Origin of the sequence: Flavobacterium quisquiliarum, from assembly GCF_019308285.1 — a bacterium.
GTDB lineage: Bacteria > Bacteroidota > Bacteroidia > Flavobacteriales > Flavobacteriaceae > Flavobacterium > Flavobacterium quisquiliarum.
This window is the reverse complement of sequence record NZ_WWEM01000043.1, coordinates 96,066-115,132: the sequence shown is the minus strand read 5'-3', so window position 1 is coordinate 115,132 and position 19,067 is coordinate 96,066. Positions and strand designations below refer to the sequence as shown.

Annotated in this window: 20 protein-coding genes, 1 tRNA gene and 1 pseudogene; 16 read left to right on the top strand and 6 right to left on the bottom strand. The window is 34.2% G+C overall.

What is annotated here, in order from left to right:
• The first annotated feature begins 61 nt into the window (after window positions 1-61).
• The 7 genes from traK (at window position 62) to GSY47_RS26070 (ending at window position 5,197) form a co-directional block, all read left to right on the top strand.
• Window positions 62-670 (top strand): conjugative transposon protein TraK, encoded by a 609-nt coding sequence (gene traK, locus GSY47_RS26100; protein WP_246611394.1) that lies wholly within the window; start codon window positions 62-64, stop codon window positions 668-670.
• Between the two features lie 263 nt (window positions 671-933).
• The gene (traM, locus tag GSY47_RS26095; protein ID WP_219071631.1) at window positions 934-2,226 is read left to right on the top strand and encodes a conjugative transposon protein TraM; all 1,293 of its coding nucleotides are present in this window, start codon (window positions 934-936) and stop codon (window positions 2,224-2,226) included.
• A 12-nt stretch (window positions 2,227-2,238) separates the two neighbouring features.
• Window positions 2,239-3,111, top strand: coding sequence for a conjugative transposon protein TraN (gene traN, locus GSY47_RS26090; protein ID WP_219071630.1), 873 nt, complete (start codon window positions 2,239-2,241; stop codon window positions 3,109-3,111).
• A gap of 8 nt (window positions 3,112-3,119) precedes the next feature.
• The gene (locus tag GSY47_RS26085) at window positions 3,120-4,271 is read left to right on the top strand and encodes a hypothetical protein (RefSeq protein ID WP_219071629.1); all 1,152 of its coding nucleotides are present in this window, start codon (window positions 3,120-3,122) and stop codon (window positions 4,269-4,271) included.
• A 5-nt stretch (window positions 4,272-4,276) separates the two neighbouring features.
• On the top strand, window positions 4,277-4,579 hold the full coding sequence (locus tag GSY47_RS26080; RefSeq protein ID WP_219071628.1) for a hypothetical protein: 303 nt from the start codon (window positions 4,277-4,279) through the stop codon (window positions 4,577-4,579).
• 35 nt (window positions 4,580-4,614) lie between these two features.
• The gene (locus tag GSY47_RS26075; protein ID WP_219071627.1) at window positions 4,615-4,887 is read left to right on the top strand and encodes a helix-turn-helix domain-containing protein; all 273 of its coding nucleotides are present in this window, start codon (window positions 4,615-4,617) and stop codon (window positions 4,885-4,887) included.
• Entirely contained in the window at window positions 4,877-5,197 is a 321-nt protein-coding gene (locus tag GSY47_RS26070) for a hypothetical protein (RefSeq protein ID WP_219071626.1), read from the top strand. The genes GSY47_RS26075 and GSY47_RS26070 overlap by 11 nt, the downstream gene beginning before the upstream one ends.
• Window positions 5,198-5,238: 41 nt before the next feature.
• On the opposite strand, the gene GSY47_RS26065 is transcribed toward GSY47_RS26070, so the two are convergent.
• The 6 genes and pseudogenes from GSY47_RS26065 to GSY47_RS26040 all read right to left on the bottom strand — a co-directional run bounded on the left by GSY47_RS26065 (window position 5,239) and on the right by GSY47_RS26040 (window position 10,176).
• Window positions 5,239-6,546, bottom strand: coding sequence for a site-specific integrase (locus GSY47_RS26065; RefSeq protein WP_219071625.1), 1,308 nt, complete (start codon window positions 6,544-6,546; stop codon window positions 5,239-5,241).
• Window positions 6,547-6,835: 289 nt separating this feature from the next.
• Window positions 6,836-6,919, bottom strand: a tRNA-Tyr gene (locus tag GSY47_RS26060).
• Window positions 6,920-7,380: 461 nt separating this feature from the next.
• A pseudogene (locus tag GSY47_RS26055) lies at window positions 7,381-7,767 on the bottom strand (TlpA family protein disulfide reductase); the annotation flags it as partial.
• Between the two features lie 18 nt (window positions 7,768-7,785).
• Window positions 7,786-8,547, bottom strand: a complete 762-nt coding sequence (locus tag GSY47_RS26050) for a DUF4369 domain-containing protein (protein WP_179005356.1) — start codon at window positions 8,545-8,547, stop codon at window positions 7,786-7,788.
• Between the two features lie 263 nt (window positions 8,548-8,810).
• Window positions 8,811-9,251 (bottom strand): KTSC domain-containing protein, encoded by a 441-nt coding sequence (locus GSY47_RS26045; protein ID WP_179005358.1) that lies wholly within the window; start codon window positions 9,249-9,251, stop codon window positions 8,811-8,813.
• 679 nt (window positions 9,252-9,930) lie between these two features.
• Entirely contained in the window at window positions 9,931-10,176 is a 246-nt protein-coding gene (locus GSY47_RS26040) for a hypothetical protein (RefSeq protein WP_179005360.1), read from the bottom strand.
• Window positions 10,177-10,261: 85 nt separating this feature from the next.
• On the opposite strand from GSY47_RS26040, the gene GSY47_RS26035 reads away from it, so the two are divergent.
• From GSY47_RS26035 to GSY47_RS25995, 9 genes are all read left to right on the top strand, one after another.
• Window positions 10,262-10,804, top strand: a complete 543-nt coding sequence (locus GSY47_RS26035) for a hypothetical protein (protein ID WP_179005362.1) — start codon at window positions 10,262-10,264, stop codon at window positions 10,802-10,804.
• Window positions 10,804-10,950: a hypothetical protein gene (locus GSY47_RS26030; RefSeq protein ID WP_179005364.1), complete on the top strand. Its 147-nt coding sequence runs from the start codon at window positions 10,804-10,806 to the stop codon at window positions 10,948-10,950. Before GSY47_RS26035 ends, GSY47_RS26030 begins: the two co-directional genes overlap by 1 nt.
• An 88-nt stretch (window positions 10,951-11,038) precedes the next feature.
• Entirely contained in the window at window positions 11,039-11,272 is a 234-nt protein-coding gene (locus GSY47_RS26025) for a hypothetical protein (protein WP_057116258.1), read from the top strand.
• The gene (locus tag GSY47_RS26020; RefSeq protein WP_179006314.1) at window positions 11,262-11,642 is read left to right on the top strand and encodes a YchJ family protein; all 381 of its coding nucleotides are present in this window, start codon (window positions 11,262-11,264) and stop codon (window positions 11,640-11,642) included. Before GSY47_RS26025 ends, GSY47_RS26020 begins: the two co-directional genes overlap by 11 nt.
• Window positions 11,643-11,748: 106 nt before the next feature.
• A complete protein-coding gene (locus GSY47_RS26015; protein ID WP_179005366.1) occupies window positions 11,749-12,867 on the top strand; it encodes a vWA domain-containing protein in 1,119 nt (372 codons plus the stop codon).
• Between the two features lie 137 nt (window positions 12,868-13,004).
• Window positions 13,005-14,468 (top strand): magnesium chelatase, encoded by a 1,464-nt coding sequence (locus GSY47_RS26010; protein WP_179005368.1) that lies wholly within the window; start codon window positions 13,005-13,007, stop codon window positions 14,466-14,468.
• A gap of 288 nt (window positions 14,469-14,756) precedes the next feature.
• Window positions 14,757-15,611: a DMT family transporter gene (locus tag GSY47_RS26005; protein ID WP_179005370.1), complete on the top strand. Its 855-nt coding sequence runs from the start codon at window positions 14,757-14,759 to the stop codon at window positions 15,609-15,611.
• A 444-nt stretch (window positions 15,612-16,055) separates the two neighbouring features.
• Window positions 16,056-17,342, top strand: a complete 1,287-nt coding sequence (locus tag GSY47_RS26000; protein WP_179005372.1) for a Glu/Leu/Phe/Val family dehydrogenase — start codon at window positions 16,056-16,058, stop codon at window positions 17,340-17,342.
• A 133-nt stretch (window positions 17,343-17,475) separates the two neighbouring features.
• On the top strand, window positions 17,476-18,699 hold the full coding sequence (locus tag GSY47_RS25995; protein WP_179005374.1) for a sterol desaturase family protein: 1,224 nt from the start codon (window positions 17,476-17,478) through the stop codon (window positions 18,697-18,699).
• The last annotated feature ends 368 nt before the right edge of the window (window positions 18,700-19,067 follow it).

The window sequence follows — 19,067 nt, the reverse complement described above, 5'->3', positions numbered from 1 at the left end:
TGAATGACAGGCTCAAAGGAAATTCAAAACAGACTTAAATCAACATCCCATGTTTACTAAAATGAAAAATATAGATAACGCTTTCAGATATGTGAGAGGATTTTCAATGCTTGTAATTTCAGGCTGTATAATTATAAGCTGTTACGCTGTTTACAAGAGCTTGCAGACAGTAAACCTTATGCAGGATAAAGTCTATATTCTGGCAAACGGCAAAGCGCTTGAAGCTTATGCTTCAGAAAGAAAAGATAATATTGCTGTGGAGGCAAGGGATCATGTGAAAACATTTCACAAGTTTTTCTTTACGCTTGATCCCGATGATAAGGTCATTAAAACGAACATCACAAAAGCGCTTTATCTGGCAGACGACAGTGCAAAACGCATCTATGATGACCTGAAGGAAAATAATTTTTATTCGGGCATTATATCGGGAAATATCAGCCAGTCGATCCAGATTGACAGTGTGAGCATCGATATCCGTGAATATCCATATCGTTTTAGATGTTATGCCAGACAAAGTATTATCCGCACTACCAGCATTCTGAAAAGAAGCCTGCTGACAGAAGGTGCTCTTCGCAATGTTTCGAGAAGTGATAATAATCCGCACGGGTTTCTGATTGAGCGGTTTAATACAATCGATAACAGGGATTTATCAGCTGAGACCAGAAAATAAAATTCATATGAAATCTTTGTTTAAAAAACGCACTCAGCCTATGGTTTATCACAAGTTTTATCTGCTGGCACAGAAAAGATGGGCTGAAAAAATGAAGGGATTCACAGATGGAATGTCAAAGAAACAGCTCATCTGCGCGCTGCTGCTGTTTACGCTTTTAACATCAGGGCTTTTCATCTACAATCTTTACCGATCATTCTATAAGTAAGCTGAGGTCTCAACGGTATCAAAAATTAGGACAATAAACTTAAAAAACTAAAACTATGGAAGAGAAAACATTATCAATCAAGGATTCTAAAAAGAGAAAGATGCTTTTAATGCTGCCTCTTATAACGCTTCCATTTCTAACATTCTTATTCTATTCCCTAGGAGGAGGGAAAATGGAAGCTAAAACAGCAGAGAATGACCAAAAGAAAGGATTTAATTTTAATCTGCCGCTGCCTAAATTTAAAGAAGACGCAGCACTTGACAAGATGAGTTATTACGATCAGGCGGCAGTTGATTCAATAAAACTGCGAGAACAGATAAAGAAAGATCCTAATTATTTTGCTGATAAAGCCTCTGAAGATAAAGTCAGTTCTTTTTCCGCAGATGATTTTGAATCCGGCAGTCTTTCAAAAAACAGATCGGCTTTTAATTCGCAGTCTTTTCAGGACCGAAATGAACAGAAAGTTTATGAGAAACTCAGGGCTCTTGAAAAAGTAATCAGCCAGCCTGCAGCTGCAGCGAGTTACGGTCAGGATATGAGGGAATTTGAAAATTATGGGAGCTCTAGAGCAGAATCAGAAGAAATCAAAAAACTCGAAGGATTAATGTCAGCCATGAGCGCACCGCAGGAAGCTGATCCTGAACTGCAGCAGTTAGGAGGCATGCTGGAAAACATTCTGGATATTCAGCATCCCCAGCGTGTGCAGGAACGGCTCAAGCAATCATCTGACAGTAAAAAGGGAAAAACCTATTCAGTACTGAAAAAAACAGAAGAAGATAATATTAGCTCAATGGAGCGGAATGCCAACTCGCAGAGCTTTATAAAAACAAATGCATTTTATTCTCTGGACGAAGAACAGGCCTCTGAAGAGATGCAGAATTCTATTGAAGCGGCTATTCATCAGAACCAGACAATTGTCAATGGATCGGTGGTCAAATTAAGGCTGTCGCATGATATTTTCCTGCAGGGAACAGCCATACCCAAGAATACTTTTCTGTACGGAATAGCGGCTTTAAAAGGAGAGAGGCTGGAGGTTAAGATTAGCAATATCCAGTACAATAATTCCATATTTCCTGTCGAGCTGGCAGTTTATGATATTGACGGCATTGACGGCATCTATATTCCTGGAGCTATCAGCAGGGACGTTGCCAAATCATCGGCAGACCGTTCCATACAGACGCTCGGTCTTACAGGTGTCTCGGATTCATGGGGGACGCAAGCTGCAGGGATGGGCATCGAGGCGGCAAAAAGTCTTATGAGCAAAAAAGTAAAACTCATAAAAGTGGCTGTAAAGGCAGGATATCGGGTGCTGCTGTACGATGAAAAACAAAAGAATTTAAAACCTTAAAAGAGAAAAAAAATGAAAAAAGTGAAATATTTGTTTTTGATCAGCTGGATGCTGGTTTGCTTTTCTGCTTTTCCGCAGTCTAAAGGAAGAGAGACCGCCTTTTACGAAGACCATTATAAGAATCTGCAGGTCGGCTTCTCGAAAACCACAAGCATTGTTTTTCCTTATGCAATTAAGAGCATTGATAAAGGGAGTGCAGATGTGCTGGTTCAGAAGGCCAAAACTGTGGAGAATATACTGCTGATAAAAGCAGCTAAGCAGTATTTTTTTCAGACCAATCTAACGGTAATAACATCAGACGGTAAATTATACGTTTTTGTGCTGAATTATAATGAAGACTGCCCTGACTTAAATATTAAAGCGGACAATGCATCTGGCGCGTCTAGGGATGTGATATTTTCTTTAGAAAACGAAAATCAGAAAAGGATTGAGCAGTGTGCGTCGCTTGCATTATCGAAAAGGAAAAAGGCCACCGGTTTGAAAAAATCCAAGTATCAAATCAGCATTGAAGTAAACGGCATCTTTATACAGCAAGACATTTTATATCTGCGGGTTGTTTTCGAAAACAAATCAAAGATTAATTACGATATTGATCAGTTTCGTTTTTTTATAAGAGACAGGAAAAAATCAAAACGTACCGCGTCTCAAGAAATAGAATTACAGCCCTTGTACACAACTTCAGCCTCTTCAGTTATTCCTTATCAATCTTTAATAATGAAGGTGTATGCACTGGAGAAATTTACAATTCCTGAAAGTAAATATCTCACCCTTGAGATGATTGAAAAAAATGGCGGCAGGCAAGTGGAAGTTGATATTGATAATAATAACCTGACTGATAAAGTATTTCCGATTACGGAATTCAATATTGATTCTTTTAAGCTTTAAAATAAATTATGATAATCAATTTAGCTGACACTGAAATGATACTCTCAGTCGCTGAGGTAATGGCTTATAATGGATATCAATTTGCAGCTTGTGATTCCTGGCAGATTATTGAAAATGATAAAATAGAGTTTTTCAGGAACTCACAGGATGCAGAGGAATATTGTCTTATAATGACTAAGGGCGCGGACCATTTTATTAATATGCCGACAGATACCCTTATATCTAATCTAAAAATGGTCTTGGAACACGGAATTGACACCACAAAATATGAAGAATTTAATCTTTTAGGATATGTTCACGGTGTGAGACTTAGGAGAGAATTGTTAGAAAATAACTTTAATACTAATACTATGAATCAGAAAAATTTAGAATACCTGAAAGACCAGTTAAAATATACTGGATTTGGAGAAACGTTCGATACAGAACTCAAAGAGAACATGATGAAAGGTGATAAGGATTTTAAAATTATGCACACCGGTATTATGAATAATGGGCTGCCAAATAAAGATACCCTGACTGTAGAATTAAATTTTAAAAAATCTGAGCAGACAGATATGTATTTTTTTAATTCCTATCATGTGAATCTGCAGAAAGAGGAAAACAAAGCGGGGCTGGAACAAACTTTTTACATTAACAAAGACAGCGCCACCATTACCATGAAAGAAGCCTACAATTTGATGGAGGGGCGCTCTGTGAATAAAGATCTAAAGACAAAAGAAGGTGAAAGTTACAATTCTTGGATAAAAATTGACTTCAAACAGGCAGATGACAAAGGCAACTTCAAGCTTAACTATTATCATCAAAATTATGGCTATGATTTGGAAGCCAGTCTTTCAAAACATTCGATTAAAGAATTGAATACTCCGCAGTATAAGGAGGACCTTTTGAATTCGCTTAAGAAAGGTAATCTACAGTCTGTGACTTTTGTTGTCGGCGGTGCTGAAAGTAAAATGTATGTTGAGGCTAATCCCCAGTTCAAGACAGTGAATGTCTATGACACAAATCTCCAGCGAATTAACCATCGCGAGAGTAAAGAAGAAAAAAAGGCTGAATCTCAAAAAGAATCAGTTTCCAAAGATCAAAAAAAAAATCTAGATTCTGAGGGTGATTCAGGGAAGAAAGACAATAAAGTAAAGAAAAGAAAAACTCCCACACTTTAATAATTATGGAAAAGATAAAGCCCTTGTCGGAATTTTTCACCGCAATTGAGAAAGACTACAGGATTGGTCCAATGCATATTGCTATTTATGCAGCTTTATTGCAGTTTAGATCGGTAAAGGGCTTTATTAATCCAATTTTTGTATTCAGCTCTGAGATTATTATTATAGCTAAAGTTTCCTCAGCAAATACATATCATAAGTGTGTCAAGGAACTTCATCAATATGGCTATATAAAATACAAACCATCTTTTAAAAAAAACCGCGGGAGTGAGGTGCATTTTCTGTTTTCAATTGAAGAAGATAGTTAAAGATTCTGCAACTAATAATTTTATAACATTATGATATGAATGAAATTGTAACCAAGGAAGATCTGCAACAGTTTGGTCTTCTTTTACTAGATAAAATACAGGATATATTTAAAGAAAAGGTTTCTAGTTGCAAAGAAAATATGGAACCTGAGTGGCTTAGAAGCAAGTCTGTTAGAAAACTGCTAGATATTTCTGCTGGTTCAGTCCAGAATCTTAGAGTATCAAATAAAATACGCTTTAAGAAAGTTTTTGGATCCTATTACTATAACAGAGAAGATCTTCAAAAACTTTTTGACGATGAAAAATAATATTGGATTGAAGGGAAAGCAGATTATGGGTTACTTGTCAATGTACATTAATGACTCTGATCTTAATGTCTGGCATCTGTCAATTTTGACAGCAATATTGGGATTGGGATATAAGCAAGGGGATAGGAGGAGGATAAAAGTCAGCCGCAGCAAGATTATGCAGCTGTCGCATGTGAATACGCTGCCGACTTACCATAAGTATTTTAAGCAGCTTCAGGATTTAGGATACATTAAATACACGCCGTCGTATCATCCAGGTTATAAAAGTGAAGTAAAACTATGTAAGAAGAGGTTATCTCAAAATATTTGAGATAACCTCTTTCAGGCTTAAATACTTTTTGAGATCATTTCTCAAGAAGAAATGTTGTGTTTCTTTTTGATAGCCTGGATTTCTTTTTCAAGTCTGCTGAGAACTGCTAAGTCTGGTTTAGACATTTTGGTCTCAGATTTATTGAGTTTTTTATTCAGAATAGACATTTCACGTCCAATTGTTGCCTGTTCAGTTATAGCATAGGCTTCAGTCTGTTTTACCGAGGCGTGGCCAAGCAGTTCTTTTACGACATTAATGGGGACATTATTATTTAATGTAACAGTGCTTCCAAATGTTCGGCGGGCGATATGCGTGTTTAATGTAAATGGAAAACCGCATAAGACTGCCACCTCTTTCAGGTACTCATTCATTTTTTGATTGGAAGAAACTGGTAATACAGTTCCGCGCTGAATGCATAGCTTATGATCTTTATATTTCTCAATGATTTTTAGCGCCTGAGGGAGCAGCGGAACATTAGTCGTAGAATTTGTTTTCTGTCTTTCGGACATGATCCAGAGGTTGCCGTCTATCCCTTCTTTGATGTCAGTTTTCTTTAGCTGGTATGCATCTATGTAAGCAAGTCCAGTGTAGCATTGGAATACAAATACGTCTCTTACAACATTGAGCCTGTCAGTGGTAAAATAATGCCTTTCCAGTTCATACAATTCCTGAGTGGTAAGCGGTTTTTTTACTATTCTTGTTTTACGACCTTTAAAGTTTTTAAAAGGGTCTTTCGTTATTAACTCATTGTCAATGGCGCGAATTACAATCTTTTTAAAATTTGCAATGTATTTTAACGTGGTGTTGTTGCTGCAGTCACGCACTGTTCTGAGATAAAACTCAAAGTCTTTTACAAATTCGAGATTCAAATCCGCAAATTCGACATCCTCTTTTTTAAACTTGAATTTAATAAAAGCGGTTAAATGGTTTTTGGTAATGGTAAACCTGTCAAGAGTGCCTTTTGCATATCCTTTTCCTAGAAGTGCCTGCATTTCATCGTTATGCTTCTGGAATTCTTCCAGCACCTTAATCTTTGGTGCTGTTCTCCCAAGTATTTGATCCATGATTTTTTCAGCGCTAATTGATTTACCGCTGTACATCATTTCTGTTTTGATTTCATTGATTTTTAAAGTTAATGAATCCAGAAAGAAGTTTAAAGACTTTGCATCTTCTTTAGTGCCGACTGCTCGTTCAGTTCTTTGATCCCATCTTGAATACTCCCATTTACGCTTGGTTGAAGCTTCTTTAGGGATGCCGTCTACGGTTATTCTAAAGTAAACCGTTCTAATTCTTTTGTCATTACTGGTTATTTTCATAAAGAAAACTAACCCAAAACTGTTTTCTAACATAATTCAGCTTTTTAGATTAATAAATGTAGAATTATAGCGTCAAAAAAACAAGTCGTTAACCTCGTTAACCCCTTTGTCTATAAGGGATTGTTTCAAATTCTGTGGCAGTTTTTCTTGGCATACCAAAGTGCCACGATTCTGCCATAGAGATTTTGTGCAGTTTTAAAAAATATGAAAAGCAGGATGAAATAAAAAAGCCTGCGAATCTTACGATTTGCAGGCTTTACCACGTTTTTTGCGGGTTTTTGAAAAGATTGAAAAACTTTCGTTTTGGCTTCTTTTACCCTTTTGGTGGGGAGAGCAGGATTCGAACCTGCGAAGTTTTCACAGCAGATTTACAGTCTGCCCTCGTTGGCCGCTTGAGTATCTCCCCGACTCTCTAGCGTTGTGCTTAGTTGTTCTAAGCGGTGGCAAAGATAGGAACTCTTTCTACATTTCCAAATAAAAAAAGCACTTAATTTTAAGTTATTTTAAAGTTATTTTTTAATTCATTGGTATTGAATAAAATAAAAACACTTTAAAATTTATTTTTTTTGGCTTGTTATTTAAAGTAAGATTATTTTTACTTGATGTTTATGGTTTTAATTCTTTGAAAAAGCTGTCAACCACTGTTTTTATTGACCGTGTTGAATAAATATTGAAGACAAATGTTTTTTTAAATTGTTTTGCAATTGATTTGTTTTAGAATAAACATAGATCAAGTCATCTTGTATTACTCTTTTTTTAACTGACTTTTTTCTTTTTGATAAACTGCCGTTTTTTTTTGTCTCTCTAATACCAGAAAACAAAAAAATCTCCACAAGGGAGATTTTTTATTCTGAATACTTATAAATATTATTTAGCTAAAAGCTCTACGATTTTTGCCTTTAATTCTTCGCCTCTCAAATCCTGAGCTACTACTTTTCCTGATGCATCAAGAATGAAAGTAGCTGGAATAGATTCAACATTGTATTGTTTGGCAATTGGCTCGTCCCAAAATTTTAAGTTTGAAACATGAGTCCAGGTTAATCCATCTTTTGCTATAGCTTCTTTCCATTTTGCAGCATCTTTGTCTAAAGAAACACCAACGATATTTAAACCTTTTGAATGTAATTCTTTATAAATAGCTACTACATTTGGATTTTCTTGTCTGCATGGTCCGCACCATGAAGCCCAGAAATCTACGATAGTTACTTTTCCTAAACTTTGTTTTAGAGAAACTACTTTTCCTTCTGGATTAGGAGCCGAAAAATCTGCTCTTCATTTAGCGCTGCCTACTGGTGCAGCTGTAGCTCCAACAGATGGCAATTTTGCTTGTCCAAATCTAGTTTTGATTTCTTTTCCTGGAGCAGTGTTTTTTACAGACTCATCTAAAGAGTTGTAAATGCTCTCTAATTTTTTAGTATCAGCTGTAGGATCATTCAACATCTGTTGAACAATTAAAACAGTGATATAAGATTTTGGGTGATTTTCAGCATAAGCTAAAAATTTCTTTTTGCTGTTTTCTCCAACTTCTTTTTGGATTTCCATGTATTGTTTCATCAAGCTGTTAATAGTTGCTGTATCTTGAGCTTGTTGAGCCTGTTGCATTTTTTGGTTGTTCTTTTTCTGAAAATCCACCAAACTTTTTTGAGTTTTGTTCATATCTTCAGTAAAAGTTACATACTCATCATTGTTGTAAGTTCCAGAAACTTTAGATTTATGAATACTATCTTTATCAATAGCAACATTAATTTCTCCAGTTTCAAGAATTAATGGAATAGGAGCGTTAGCACCTTCTAAAATCAATGTATGGAAAGCTGGTTCACCTACTTTTCCTTTTATTTCAAATTTTCCGTTTTCAACTTTTACTGTATCAAGAGCAATAGTCATTCTTGTAGCAGGATCTGCACCTTGTAAAATGATAGTTTTTCCATTTTCAATTCCTTTAGCAGTACCTGTAATAAGGTATTCTCCATCTTTAACTTTGCTGCAAGAAATGATAGCTGCAGAAGCCGTAAGTACAAAAAGTATTTTTTTCATTATAAAAAATTAATTAGTTAATTGATTTGTGCAACAAAAGTATCTAAAAATATAAAACATACAGAATTTTGGAACCTAAAATTTTGTTATAGTTTTTTTTGATTTAAAATGCCTATAATCAATATGTTTGTTGACTTAATTTGATTTAAAACTCTTAATTAGAAACTTCGTTACGAACTCCATATACGATTTTTTAATTTTTAGACATAAAAAAAGCACTCATTTGCAGGAGTGCTTTTGGATAAAATATACTGTTTTATAAACTATTCTTGGTTTGTTTTCTTTCTCCAAGTAAAAGAGTTTAAGATATGTCTTTTTGCAAATCTTCCCGGAGAATCAGCGTTTACCATTTTAACGTAAGTTGCTTTAGGAACACTGATATATTCGTAAACACTTCCGTTAGAAAAATCAATAATCAAACGGCCTTCTACAAATTTGTAATCTGTAATAGTACAAGTTGTAATTGTCTCTGTGTACTCAGGTAAATTAAGTTTGATAGTATCAGGGTGAATACTTACTAAGAAATGGTAAGCTTCGATAATCGTTTTACTTTTTTCTTCTGCAGCTTTTAAACCAGCTTCGTCTCCAACAAATTTATCTGGATGAGATTCTTTCATCGCATTACGGTAAATTGTTTTTAAATCTTTTAACTCTGCAGTTTTTTCTACGTTTAGTAACTTGCGGTATTCAACTATTTTTTTCATAAATAAAAGGTAACTACTTGTCTATTAGTTTGAAATCGATATTAATTAGTTCAAATCGACAAATTTTTTGCAAAGGTACACTTTTTTTTAACTTTTTAGTTTTGATGGAAAAAATAATAAAAAAAGTTAACGGTAAGTTTAATTTAACCGCAAAGTACGCTAAGGTTTACGCAAAGAACGCAAAGTTTTTTATTTAAGTTTATCTCTAAACACAAAGTTCGCAAAGCTATATCGATACAAAGCTTTACGAACTTAAATATTCTCAATTTATAACACTCAGTAAAAAATAGACTTAGCGTTCTTTGCGTTAAAAAAAACATTTCAAACTAAAAGTTTTACATAGGATGTTTTTCTACCGCAAAGCACGCGAAGAATTACGCAAAGTGCGCAAAGTTTTTTTGTTTAAGTGTATGTGTAAACACAAAGTTCGCAAAGCTATATCGATACAAAGCTTTGCGAACTTAAATATTCTCAATGTATAACACTTGGAAAAGATAATCTTAGCGAACTTTGCAGTAAGAAAAAAATACAAAATTTACAAAGCTACATCAACACAAAGCTTTGCGAACTTAATATTCTCAATCTATAAAGCCTAGTAAAATAACCTTTGCGCTCTTTGCGGTAAAAAAAACGCTCCAGCAAAACTTGAAAAGTAGAGCCTGAAATCTTAAACAAAAAACTACTCAGGCTTATGGTTGGCCTTGTCGAAGTTTCTTGATTTCTTTGGATATTTATCGTAGCTAATATCACTTGGGTTTTCAATGATTGACTTAATAGTAATCCAATCTCCCACTTGAAAATTAGATTGAACCGTTTTGTAGTCTAAAAGATATTCGCCACAGAAATAATTGTTGTTTTCATCTTTTTCGATAATACCGGTAAAAACTCCTTTTTGCGGCATTTTTTGTTGTTCATCTTTAGACATGATTATATGTTTTGAAATTAAGTAACAAAGGTAAGCAATTTAGGTTTGTTTTAGGAGTTCCGCGTAATCTGAGTATATTTGCAGCATGCAGAAAAACTTTAAACCACATCCTAATTCTTTTAAAAATACCTTTTGTATCTTTAATGAAGTGCTTCCGAATGCCATTGAAGGTTTAAAGAAACAATTTGAGAGTAAAGCAGGAAGTACCTATTATTATACTGAAGTCGGCATGTATCGCGTTTCTAATCACTGGGGAAGACTGGCTAACAGCAAATGGCGCTTGGTTGCCCGTGATCCTGAAACCGAATCGAAAACAAAAATTGGTTTTGCAAAGTGGGAAGAATTTTATCCGGATAATGCCGAAGAAAAACTGTATTACATCGAAGCCGATTTTGAAAAGAATCAAGCTAATTACCAGCATAAAAATAATCCTGAATATGACGGAAAAGCCGTTTTAAGAACGAGTTCTGAAACGACAAAACGTTTAAAACAAATCAGGAATCTTCAGCAGTTGACAAATTGGGCGAAACATTTCGATTATGATGATATTGATGATTTAAGAAAGCAAATCATTACCGAATTGATCTTCACAGAAAAAACCTTAGAACAAATTAAAAGAGAAGTATAATGGGACGCAATAACGAAAAGAACATCAAAAAGCACAATGACAAATTGCATAAAGCCCAAGCTAAGAAAAAACAAGCCGAAGTTTCGCGCAAAGAAAAATTAAAGGAAATCGTAAAAAAATTTAACGAAAGTAAAAACGAAGAGTAAAATAGTAGTTTCAAGTTTCAGGTTCCAAGTTAACTTTGCGAACCCGAAACCTGAAACCTGAAACTTGAAACTTGAAACAAAAAAACAAATGAATAGTAAATTCGAAACCCTAAAAGCAAGCGTACAAGAAATTATTGATTTGATCGCTGCAAAAAATGACAGAGAAGCCAATAATAAATTATTAGAAGTAAGCGAAACATTAGACGAAATGATTGATTTTGCTGAAGAAGATGAAGAAGTGAGAGAAATCACTCGTTATCAGGTTTTATTGAATCAGCTTCATGTGAAAATTAATGGAGAAGAACCAGTCGATGGAGAGTAAAAAATGCTACTGTGATACAGGATTGCTTTTTGAACACTGCTGCGGATTATATTTAAGCAATAACCAAAAAGCTCCTTCAGCATTAGCTTTAATGCGTTCGAGATATTCCGCTTATGTATCTCATAATGCTGATTATTTAATGGAGACAACTTATATTTCAGAAAGGAAGCATTATTCAAAAACTGAAATTTTAAGATGGGCAGTTTCTAATAAATGGCAGAAATTAGAAATTCTTAGTTTCACTGAAAACACCGTTGAATTCAAAGCATACTTTTTAGATTCAAATCATAAACCTCAGACACATTATGAATTTTCTACGTTTAAGTTCGAAAATGGAGCGTGGTATTATTTGGACGGAAAGTTTGAATAATTACTACATCTAACACTGTTAGTGGAGATTTTTTATTGAATATTTTAACTAAAAATTAATAAACTATTCGTTTTTCATAATTCTAAAAAGACGTAATTTTAGATTTATGAAAAACGAATTTAAAAAAGGCTTTTATTTTAAGACCTACGAAGCTCCTTTTCAGTCTCCGTTTGACAAACTTTTTGCGATTTTTAAAGAGTTAATCACCCATACTTCGGGCGATTTTGATGAAGCTATAAACTGGCTTAGGGAACTGGACAAAGAATACAAACTTACCGACGATAACTACACTATAGACGATTTTATTGAAGATTTAAAAAAGAAAGGTTATATCAGAGATGAAGTTAAAGGTGATGGAAGTTCTGGTTTGGGAATTACTGCAAAAACAGAAAGAGCAATCAGACAGCAGGCTTTAGATCAGATTTTTGGAAACCTGAAAAAATCCGGAAGCGGAAATCATAAAACCAAATATGCTGGAAGCGGTGATGAACATACAGGTGAATTCCGCGAATATAATTTCGGCGACAGCCTGGAAAGAATTTCATTAACTGAAAGCCTTCGAAATGCTCAGGTCAATAATGGTGTAGATAATTTTATGCTTACTGAAAACGATTTGATCGTAGAAGATGCACAATATAAAGCGCAAATGAGTACTGTTTTGATGATTGATATTAGCCACAGTATGATTTTGTACGGAGAAGATCGTATTACACCAGCCAAAAAAGTGGCAATGGCATTGGCAGAATTAATCACAACAAGATATCCTAAAGATACGTTAGACATTTTGGTTTTTGGTAATGATGCCTGGACAATTCCAATTAAAGATTTACCTTATTTACAAGTTGGTCCGTATCATACAAACACAGTTGCAGGTTTACAGTTGGCGATGGATATTCTACGCAGAAAGAGAAATACCAACAAGCAGATTTTCATGATTACCGACGGAAAACCGAGCTGCGTTCGAGAACGTGATGGTTCTTATTATATGAATAGTAACGGTTTGGATGAGTATATTGTAGATAAATGCTACACGCAGGCGCAACAGGCAAGAAAACTTCATATTCCGATTACTACTTTTATGATTGCTAGAGATCCATATTTGCAGCGTTTTGTGAATCAGTTTACTGAGGCCAATCAAGGAAAAGCATTTTATACTGGACTCAAAGGTTTAGGTGAAATGATTTTTGAAGATTATGAAGCAAATAGGAAGAAAAGGATTAAATAAAGGTTCTAAGTTGCTAAGATTCTAAGGATACTAAGGTTTCTTTGCAATCGAGTAAAAATAACGCATATCGTAGAGACGTACCGCAGTGCGTCTAACGCTCGCCAAATCAATTAATAAACAATCTATATTTCAATAAAATGGAAATAAATACTATAAAGACATTAGGTCAATTAAAAGCCACTGGATATAAAAGTACTAGCATTAAAGATGAATTGCGAAATAATCTTCGCGAAAAAATAAAATCTGGAAAGCCTGTTTTTGAAGGCGTTCATGGATTCGAAAATACCGTAATTCCAGAATTAGAAAGAGCTATTTTGTCTCGTCATAATATTAATTTACTTGGACTTCGTGGACAGGCTAAAACACGCTTGGCTCGTAAAATGGTTGAGTTATTGGATGAATATATTCCATTTGTGGAAGGTTCGGAAATTAATGATGATCCGCTAAATCCAATTTCTCGCTTTGCAAAGGATTTAATTGCAGAAAAAGGAGATGAAACTCCAATTTCTTGGTTGCATAGAAGCGAACGTTTCTTTGAAAAACTGGCAACTCCAGATGTAACCGTTGCTGATTTAATTGGAGATGTTGATCCAATCAAAGCGGCAAACTTGAAATTATCATATGCAGATGATCGTGTAATTCATTTCGGAATGATTCCGAGAGCCAACCGCTGTATTTTTGTAATCAACGAATTACCCGATTTACAAGCTAGAATTCAGGTGGCATTATTTAATATTCTGCAAGAAGGTGATATTCAGATTAGAGGATTTAAATTAAGAATGCCATTGGATATGCAGTTTGTTTTTACAGCAAATCCAGAAGATTATACGAATAGAGGAAGTATTGTTACGCCTCTAAAAGATAGAATTGGTTCGCAGATTTTAACTCATTACCCGGAAAGTATTGCTATTGCAAGAACAATTACAGAACAGGAATCTAAATTGGATAAAAACCAAACCGATCTTGTTTATGTACCAAGTTTGGCGAGAGATATTTTAGAACAGATTAGTTTTGAAGCCCGAGAAAGTGAATATATCGATAATAAAAGCGGTGTAAGTGCCAGAATGAGTATTACAGCTTTTGAAAATTTAATTAGTACGGCAGAACGTCGTGCTTTAATTTCTGGTGTAGAGAAAACAACTTTACGATTATCTGATTTTATCGGAATTATTCCAGCTATTACAGGAAAAGTAGAATTGGTTTATGAAGGAGAACAGGAGGGAGCCGATGTTGTGGCGGAAACTCTAATTGGTTCGGCGATTCGAACTTTGTTTCCAGAGTATTTTCCGAAAATTGAAAAACTAGAAAAACCAGACGAAAAAACGCCATATTCTGATGTAGTAGAATGGTTTTTTGCCGAAAGTGGTTTCGAATTATTAGATGATGCTTCGGATAATGATTATAAAAGTATCTTGGATGAAGTAACACCTTTAGATGATTTACTTAAAAAGTACCAACCAGAAACAGCGAAAGAAGATATTTACTTTTTGAAAGAATTTGTTTTATGGGGATTGGTAGAATATAAAAAGTTAAGCAAAGACCGATTTGACAAAGGAAATCAGTTTAGGGATATTTACGGAAGTTACATCAGTAAATTCTAAAAATAGTTGGAAAGATTTTTTTTCAACACATAGAAACATTCTCGATAGTCATCCGATTGTGCGGACATAAGTTAGAATAAAACACGAATTGCACGAAATGAAACGAAATGAAACGAAATGAAACGAAATGATATTAGTGAAATTAATTACACAAGCTATTTAGCAATATCAATTTGTGAAAATTTGTGCAATTTGTGGCAAAAATAAATCTGGTCTAGCTGGTTTTTTAAAACCGGTTGGACCATTTTGTTTTACAATAGTTTACTTTTACAGTCCAAATAAAAATCTATGTTATTTCTTATTCTAAGCATTTTGTGCAGTGTTATTGTGGGGATCATTTTCAAAATTTCAAGAAAGTACAATGCAAATCCTTCACAAATTATTTCATTTAATTACGTTGCGGCAATAGCACTTTGTTATTTTACTTTTAGCCCAGATCTTAACGCTTTAGATAATAATGCACCAATAGAAATCTATACAGCAGTTGGAATTTTACTCCCAATAGTTTTTCTTTTTCTAGCGCTTTCCATAAAATTCATGGGAATTGCAAAAACCGATGCTGCCCAGCGTTTGTCACTTTTTATCCCGATTCTGGCAGCTTGGTTATTATTTAATGAAGCTTTTAATACTTATAAAGTAATTGGGGTTTTAGTTGGTTTTGCCGCTCTTCTGTTTATTTTAAGAAAGCCATCCGATAATCAGGAAAATAAATGGATTTATCCCGCAATAGTTCTGTTTGGATTTGGAGTTGTAGATATTCTTTTCAAGAAAATTGCGTTATATACGGTTGTACCTTATACGACTTCTTTATTTTTTGTGTTTCTAATTGCTTTTGCTGTTTCTATAATTATTGTGGTGTATAAGCTTTTGACGAATAAAGAGAAATTGGAGACCAAAAATATTCCTTTTGGTATTTTGGTTGGAATCTTTAATTTCTGTAATATTCTGTTTTATTTGAAAGCACATAAAGCATTTGCCGAAAATCCATCAACGGTTTTTGCAGGAATGAATATGGGGGTAATTGTTTTAGGAACTATTGTTGGTGCTTATTTCTTTAAAGAGAAACTTTCTAAAATCAATATTTTCGGATTGTTTTTGGCCTTAATTGCTATTGTTTTTATCTTTTTATCACAACTGCAGTAATTTTTTTAATCTCTAATTCTTTAATTTACAGCTGATTTTGAGTTGTGTTTAAAATTAATTAAATTAAATTCTACTAATTCCATAGAATTTATAAATATAATTTGTAGCTTTGCTTCAACAATGAAAAACTTTAGCCGAAATATTAAGATGTCTTTCAACTGCAGCTTTGCGATGTGCTGCATGATGAATCACGTTTTGAAATGGCGTTAATAGAGAAAGTACTTGTTAGTTATTTTTTTTTTTAGCCTTTCATTGCACCATGAAAGGCTTTTTTTTGAATCATTAAAAAATAGAAATATGAGAACCAGCAGAAATAGAAAGATTTTAATGCACAGCGGTTTAATAAAAATTCTGTGTTGCAATAAATCTTAAAAAGTGAAATAGAAATTCTTCAAGAGAAGAATAAAAGATATAAAAGATAACCCAAACCTAAAAACTATAATTATGAGTTCAGAAATTATAAAACACAATCCCTTTCAATCGATGATTGATCGATTTAATATAGCTGCAGATATTTTGAATTTAGATGATTCTATCAAACAAAAACTGCAGAGACCAGAAAAACAGATTACCGTAAACTTTTCGATTACTTTAGATAATGGAAACGTTCAAAACTTTGAAGGATACCGCGTAATTCACAATACGGCTTTAGGGCCCTCAAAAGGTGGTATTCGTTACGATACTGCTGTAAATCTGGACGAAGTAAAAGCACTTGCCGCCTGGATGACCTGGAAATCTGCTGTAACTGGAATTCCGTTTGGCGGTGCAAAAGGCGGCATTATCTGTGACCCGAGAAAACATTCTAAAACCGAATTGGAAAAAATTACAAGAGCTTATACCAAAGCTTTATCAGATATTTTTGGCCCGGAAAAAGATGTTCCAGCGCCAGATATGGGAACTGGCCCAGACGAAATGGGCTGGTTAATGGATGAATTTTCTTTACTTCATGGAAAACCAATTCATGCTGTAGTTACAGGGAAACACCTTCATTCTGGAGGATCTCTAGGGAGAGTAGAAGCAACTGGACGTGGCGTTAGTATCATCAGTCTTTTGGCTCTTCAAAAACTGAAAATTAGACCTGCGAGAGCTACGGCAGTAATTCAAGGATTTGGAAATGTTGGATTGCATTCAGCTTTGTTTCTATATGAAAAGGGAGTGAAAATCATTGCGGTTAGCGATGTTTCAGAAGCTTTTTACAATCCAAATGGAATTAATATCCCAGAGTTGATTTTGTATTACAATCTGAATAACAAAACGATTAAAGGTTACCCAAATTCGGTTGCCATCAAACATGAAGATTTATTGCTTTTAGAAACTGATTTGTTAATTCCAGCAGCTAAAGAAGATGTGATTACGCAGAAAAATGCGGGCGATATTAAAGCAAGAATTATTGTAGAAGGTGCCAATGGCCCAGTTTCTTCAGATGCAGATCAGATTCTGCATGATAAAAATATATTAGTTGTTCCTGATATTTTGGCTAATGCGGGCGGTGTTACCGTTTCTTATTTCGAATGGCTTCAGAATTCACTTTTGGAGTCTTGGAGAATCCACCAGATTAATAAACGTTTGGAGGATATTTTAGAAAAAGGTTTTGATACTGTTTTTAGAGTGGCAGTAAAACACAATGTAACGCCTCGTATTGCTGCTTATATTATTGCTTTGAAAAAAGTAGCCGAAACACAGTCGGTTAAAGAAGTGGCTTTGGAAGCACCTCAATATAAACAGAATTAATAATCAGGTTTACTTCGTAAAAGATCATTTTCGTTGATTGCATTTTTAGTCTCCCTAAAAGCGTAATTGATGGAAATGTCTTTTTCGTTTGTGTTATTTGAACATAATTTTAGAAACGAAAAATATTACCCAAATGAAAAATATCAACTTTCTAGCTTTTGCCATGCCGGCCTTTTTTCTTTTTTTATTTTTAGAATATAAGCTTGCTCAACGCAGAAAAAGGCCTGAAATTTTTAACTACGAAAGCTCAGTTTCTAACATCAGCATTGGGATTGCTGAGCGTTTGATTAACTTATTTATTGCGGCTAGTTTTTATCAGCTCTATTATTTCATTTATGATGATTACAGACTTTTTGAGATTCCAAGTAATGCTTTTGTCTGGCTTGCCTTGATTCTTGCAACAGATTTTGTCTGGTATTGGTATCACAGATTAGGACACGAAGTCAATTTCTTTTGGGCGGCGCATATTGTACATCATCATAGTGAAGAATTTAATTTTACTGCAGCAGCAAGAATTACCACTTTTCAAGCCATTATTAGAACAGGATTTTGGTGTATATTGCCATTTATTGGTTTTCATCCTTCAATGGTAATTACCATGCTGATTGTTCATGGTGCTTATTCTTTTTTCACGCATACACAGCTTATCGGAAAAATAAAATGGCTGGAGTATGTTTTTGTAACGCCTTCTGTTCATGGAGTTCATCACGCTTCTGACGAGAAATATCTAGATAAAAATTACGGGGATATGTTTACTTTTTGGGATCGTCTTTTTGGAACTTTTCAAACCGAAGAAGAAAAACCAAAATATGGTTTAACGCATCCATTAAAAAGTTATAGTTTTTTATGGCAGCATTTTCATTATTATTTCGAAATCTACGAATTATGGAAACGCTCCAGCGGATTTAAAGCTAGATGGAAAGCCATTTTTGGAAGTCCAGCCCATATGGATCAAGATATTCGGCCAGTTCTTGAAAAACGTTTTCTACAAGATAAAAGCAATCCGCATCAACGACTTCGATTTAAAAATTACCTTTATATACAATTGGGGATCTGCACTTTCATTTTAACCGCTTTTACCTATTATTTTGATTATTTAGAAAGCTATGATAAGATATTTGTACTTTCATTGGTTATTCTAACTTTAATAAACTGCGGTGCTTTATTAGAACAACGAAAATGGATATATTATCTAGAGTATACCAGACTTGCTATGATTTCGACTTATTTTTTGTACGAAGAAGGTTTGCTGGTGTTTTTCTTTGTTCCAATTGCGATCATGATTTTTGTAGAACAATTATTCTCATTAAGCACCATTTATCAAAATACAATTTTACAGTTGGAACCTGTTGAATAGTTTTTTTTCAGCCACGAATTCACGAATTTTTATTTAAAATGATATGGAAATTTGTGTTCGATAATTATGCGAATTTATTGGAAAAAGAAAATTTGTGAATTCGGGGCGGAAAAACTTAAGTCCCAGAGGGACGAAATATTTATAGAAAAGATATTTGTTGTACAAAAGAGCTCCAGCGGAGCGAAATATTTTTTCAGCCACGAATTCACGAATTTTTATTTAAAATGATATGGAAATTTGTGTTCGATAATTATACGAATTTATTGGAAAAAGAAAATTTGTGAATTCGTGGCGGAAAAACTTAATTCCCAGAGGGACGAAATATTTATAAAAAAGATATTTGTTGTACAAAAGAGCTCCAGCGGAGC

Bases quoted from the DNA above. Each gene is read 5' to 3' on its own strand.
- traK (WP_246611394.1), top strand. From the start codon at position 62: ATGAAAAATATAGATAACGCTTTCAGATATGTGAGAGGATTTTCAATG.
- traM (WP_219071631.1), top strand. From the start codon at position 934: ATGGAAGAGAAAACATTATCAATCAAGGATTCTAAAAAGAGAAAGATG.
- traN (WP_219071630.1), top strand. From the start codon at position 2,239: ATGAAAAAAGTGAAATATTTGTTTTTGATCAGCTGGATGCTGGTTTGC.
- GSY47_RS26085 (WP_219071629.1), top strand. From the start codon at position 3,120: ATGATAATCAATTTAGCTGACACTGAAATGATACTCTCAGTCGCTGAG.
- GSY47_RS26080 (WP_219071628.1), top strand. From the start codon at position 4,277: ATGGAAAAGATAAAGCCCTTGTCGGAATTTTTCACCGCAATTGAGAAA.
- GSY47_RS26075 (WP_219071627.1), top strand. From the start codon at position 4,615: ATGAATGAAATTGTAACCAAGGAAGATCTGCAACAGTTTGGTCTTCTT.
- GSY47_RS26070 (WP_219071626.1), top strand. From the start codon at position 4,877: ATGAAAAATAATATTGGATTGAAGGGAAAGCAGATTATGGGTTACTTG.
- GSY47_RS26065 (WP_219071625.1), bottom strand. From the start codon at position 6,546: ATGTTAGAAAACAGTTTTGGGTTAGTTTTCTTTATGAAAATAACCAGT.
- GSY47_RS26050 (WP_179005356.1), bottom strand. From the start codon at position 8,547: ATGAAAAAAATACTTTTTGTACTTACGGCTTCTGCAGCTATCATTTCT.
- GSY47_RS26045 (WP_179005358.1), bottom strand. From the start codon at position 9,251: ATGAAAAAAATAGTTGAATACCGCAAGTTACTAAACGTAGAAAAAACT.
- GSY47_RS26040 (WP_179005360.1), bottom strand. From the start codon at position 10,176: ATGTCTAAAGATGAACAACAAAAAATGCCGCAAAAAGGAGTTTTTACC.
- GSY47_RS26035 (WP_179005362.1), top strand. From the start codon at position 10,262: ATGCAGAAAAACTTTAAACCACATCCTAATTCTTTTAAAAATACCTTT.
- GSY47_RS26030 (WP_179005364.1), top strand. From the start codon at position 10,804: ATGGGACGCAATAACGAAAAGAACATCAAAAAGCACAATGACAAATTG.
- GSY47_RS26025 (WP_057116258.1), top strand. From the start codon at position 11,039: ATGAATAGTAAATTCGAAACCCTAAAAGCAAGCGTACAAGAAATTATT.
- GSY47_RS26020 (WP_179006314.1), top strand. From the start codon at position 11,262: ATGGAGAGTAAAAAATGCTACTGTGATACAGGATTGCTTTTTGAACAC.
- GSY47_RS26015 (WP_179005366.1), top strand. From the start codon at position 11,749: ATGAAAAACGAATTTAAAAAAGGCTTTTATTTTAAGACCTACGAAGCT.
- GSY47_RS26010 (WP_179005368.1), top strand. From the start codon at position 13,005: ATGGAAATAAATACTATAAAGACATTAGGTCAATTAAAAGCCACTGGA.
- GSY47_RS26005 (WP_179005370.1), top strand. From the start codon at position 14,757: ATGTTATTTCTTATTCTAAGCATTTTGTGCAGTGTTATTGTGGGGATC.
- GSY47_RS26000 (WP_179005372.1), top strand. From the start codon at position 16,056: ATGAGTTCAGAAATTATAAAACACAATCCCTTTCAATCGATGATTGAT.
- GSY47_RS25995 (WP_179005374.1), top strand. From the start codon at position 17,476: ATGAAAAATATCAACTTTCTAGCTTTTGCCATGCCGGCCTTTTTTCTT.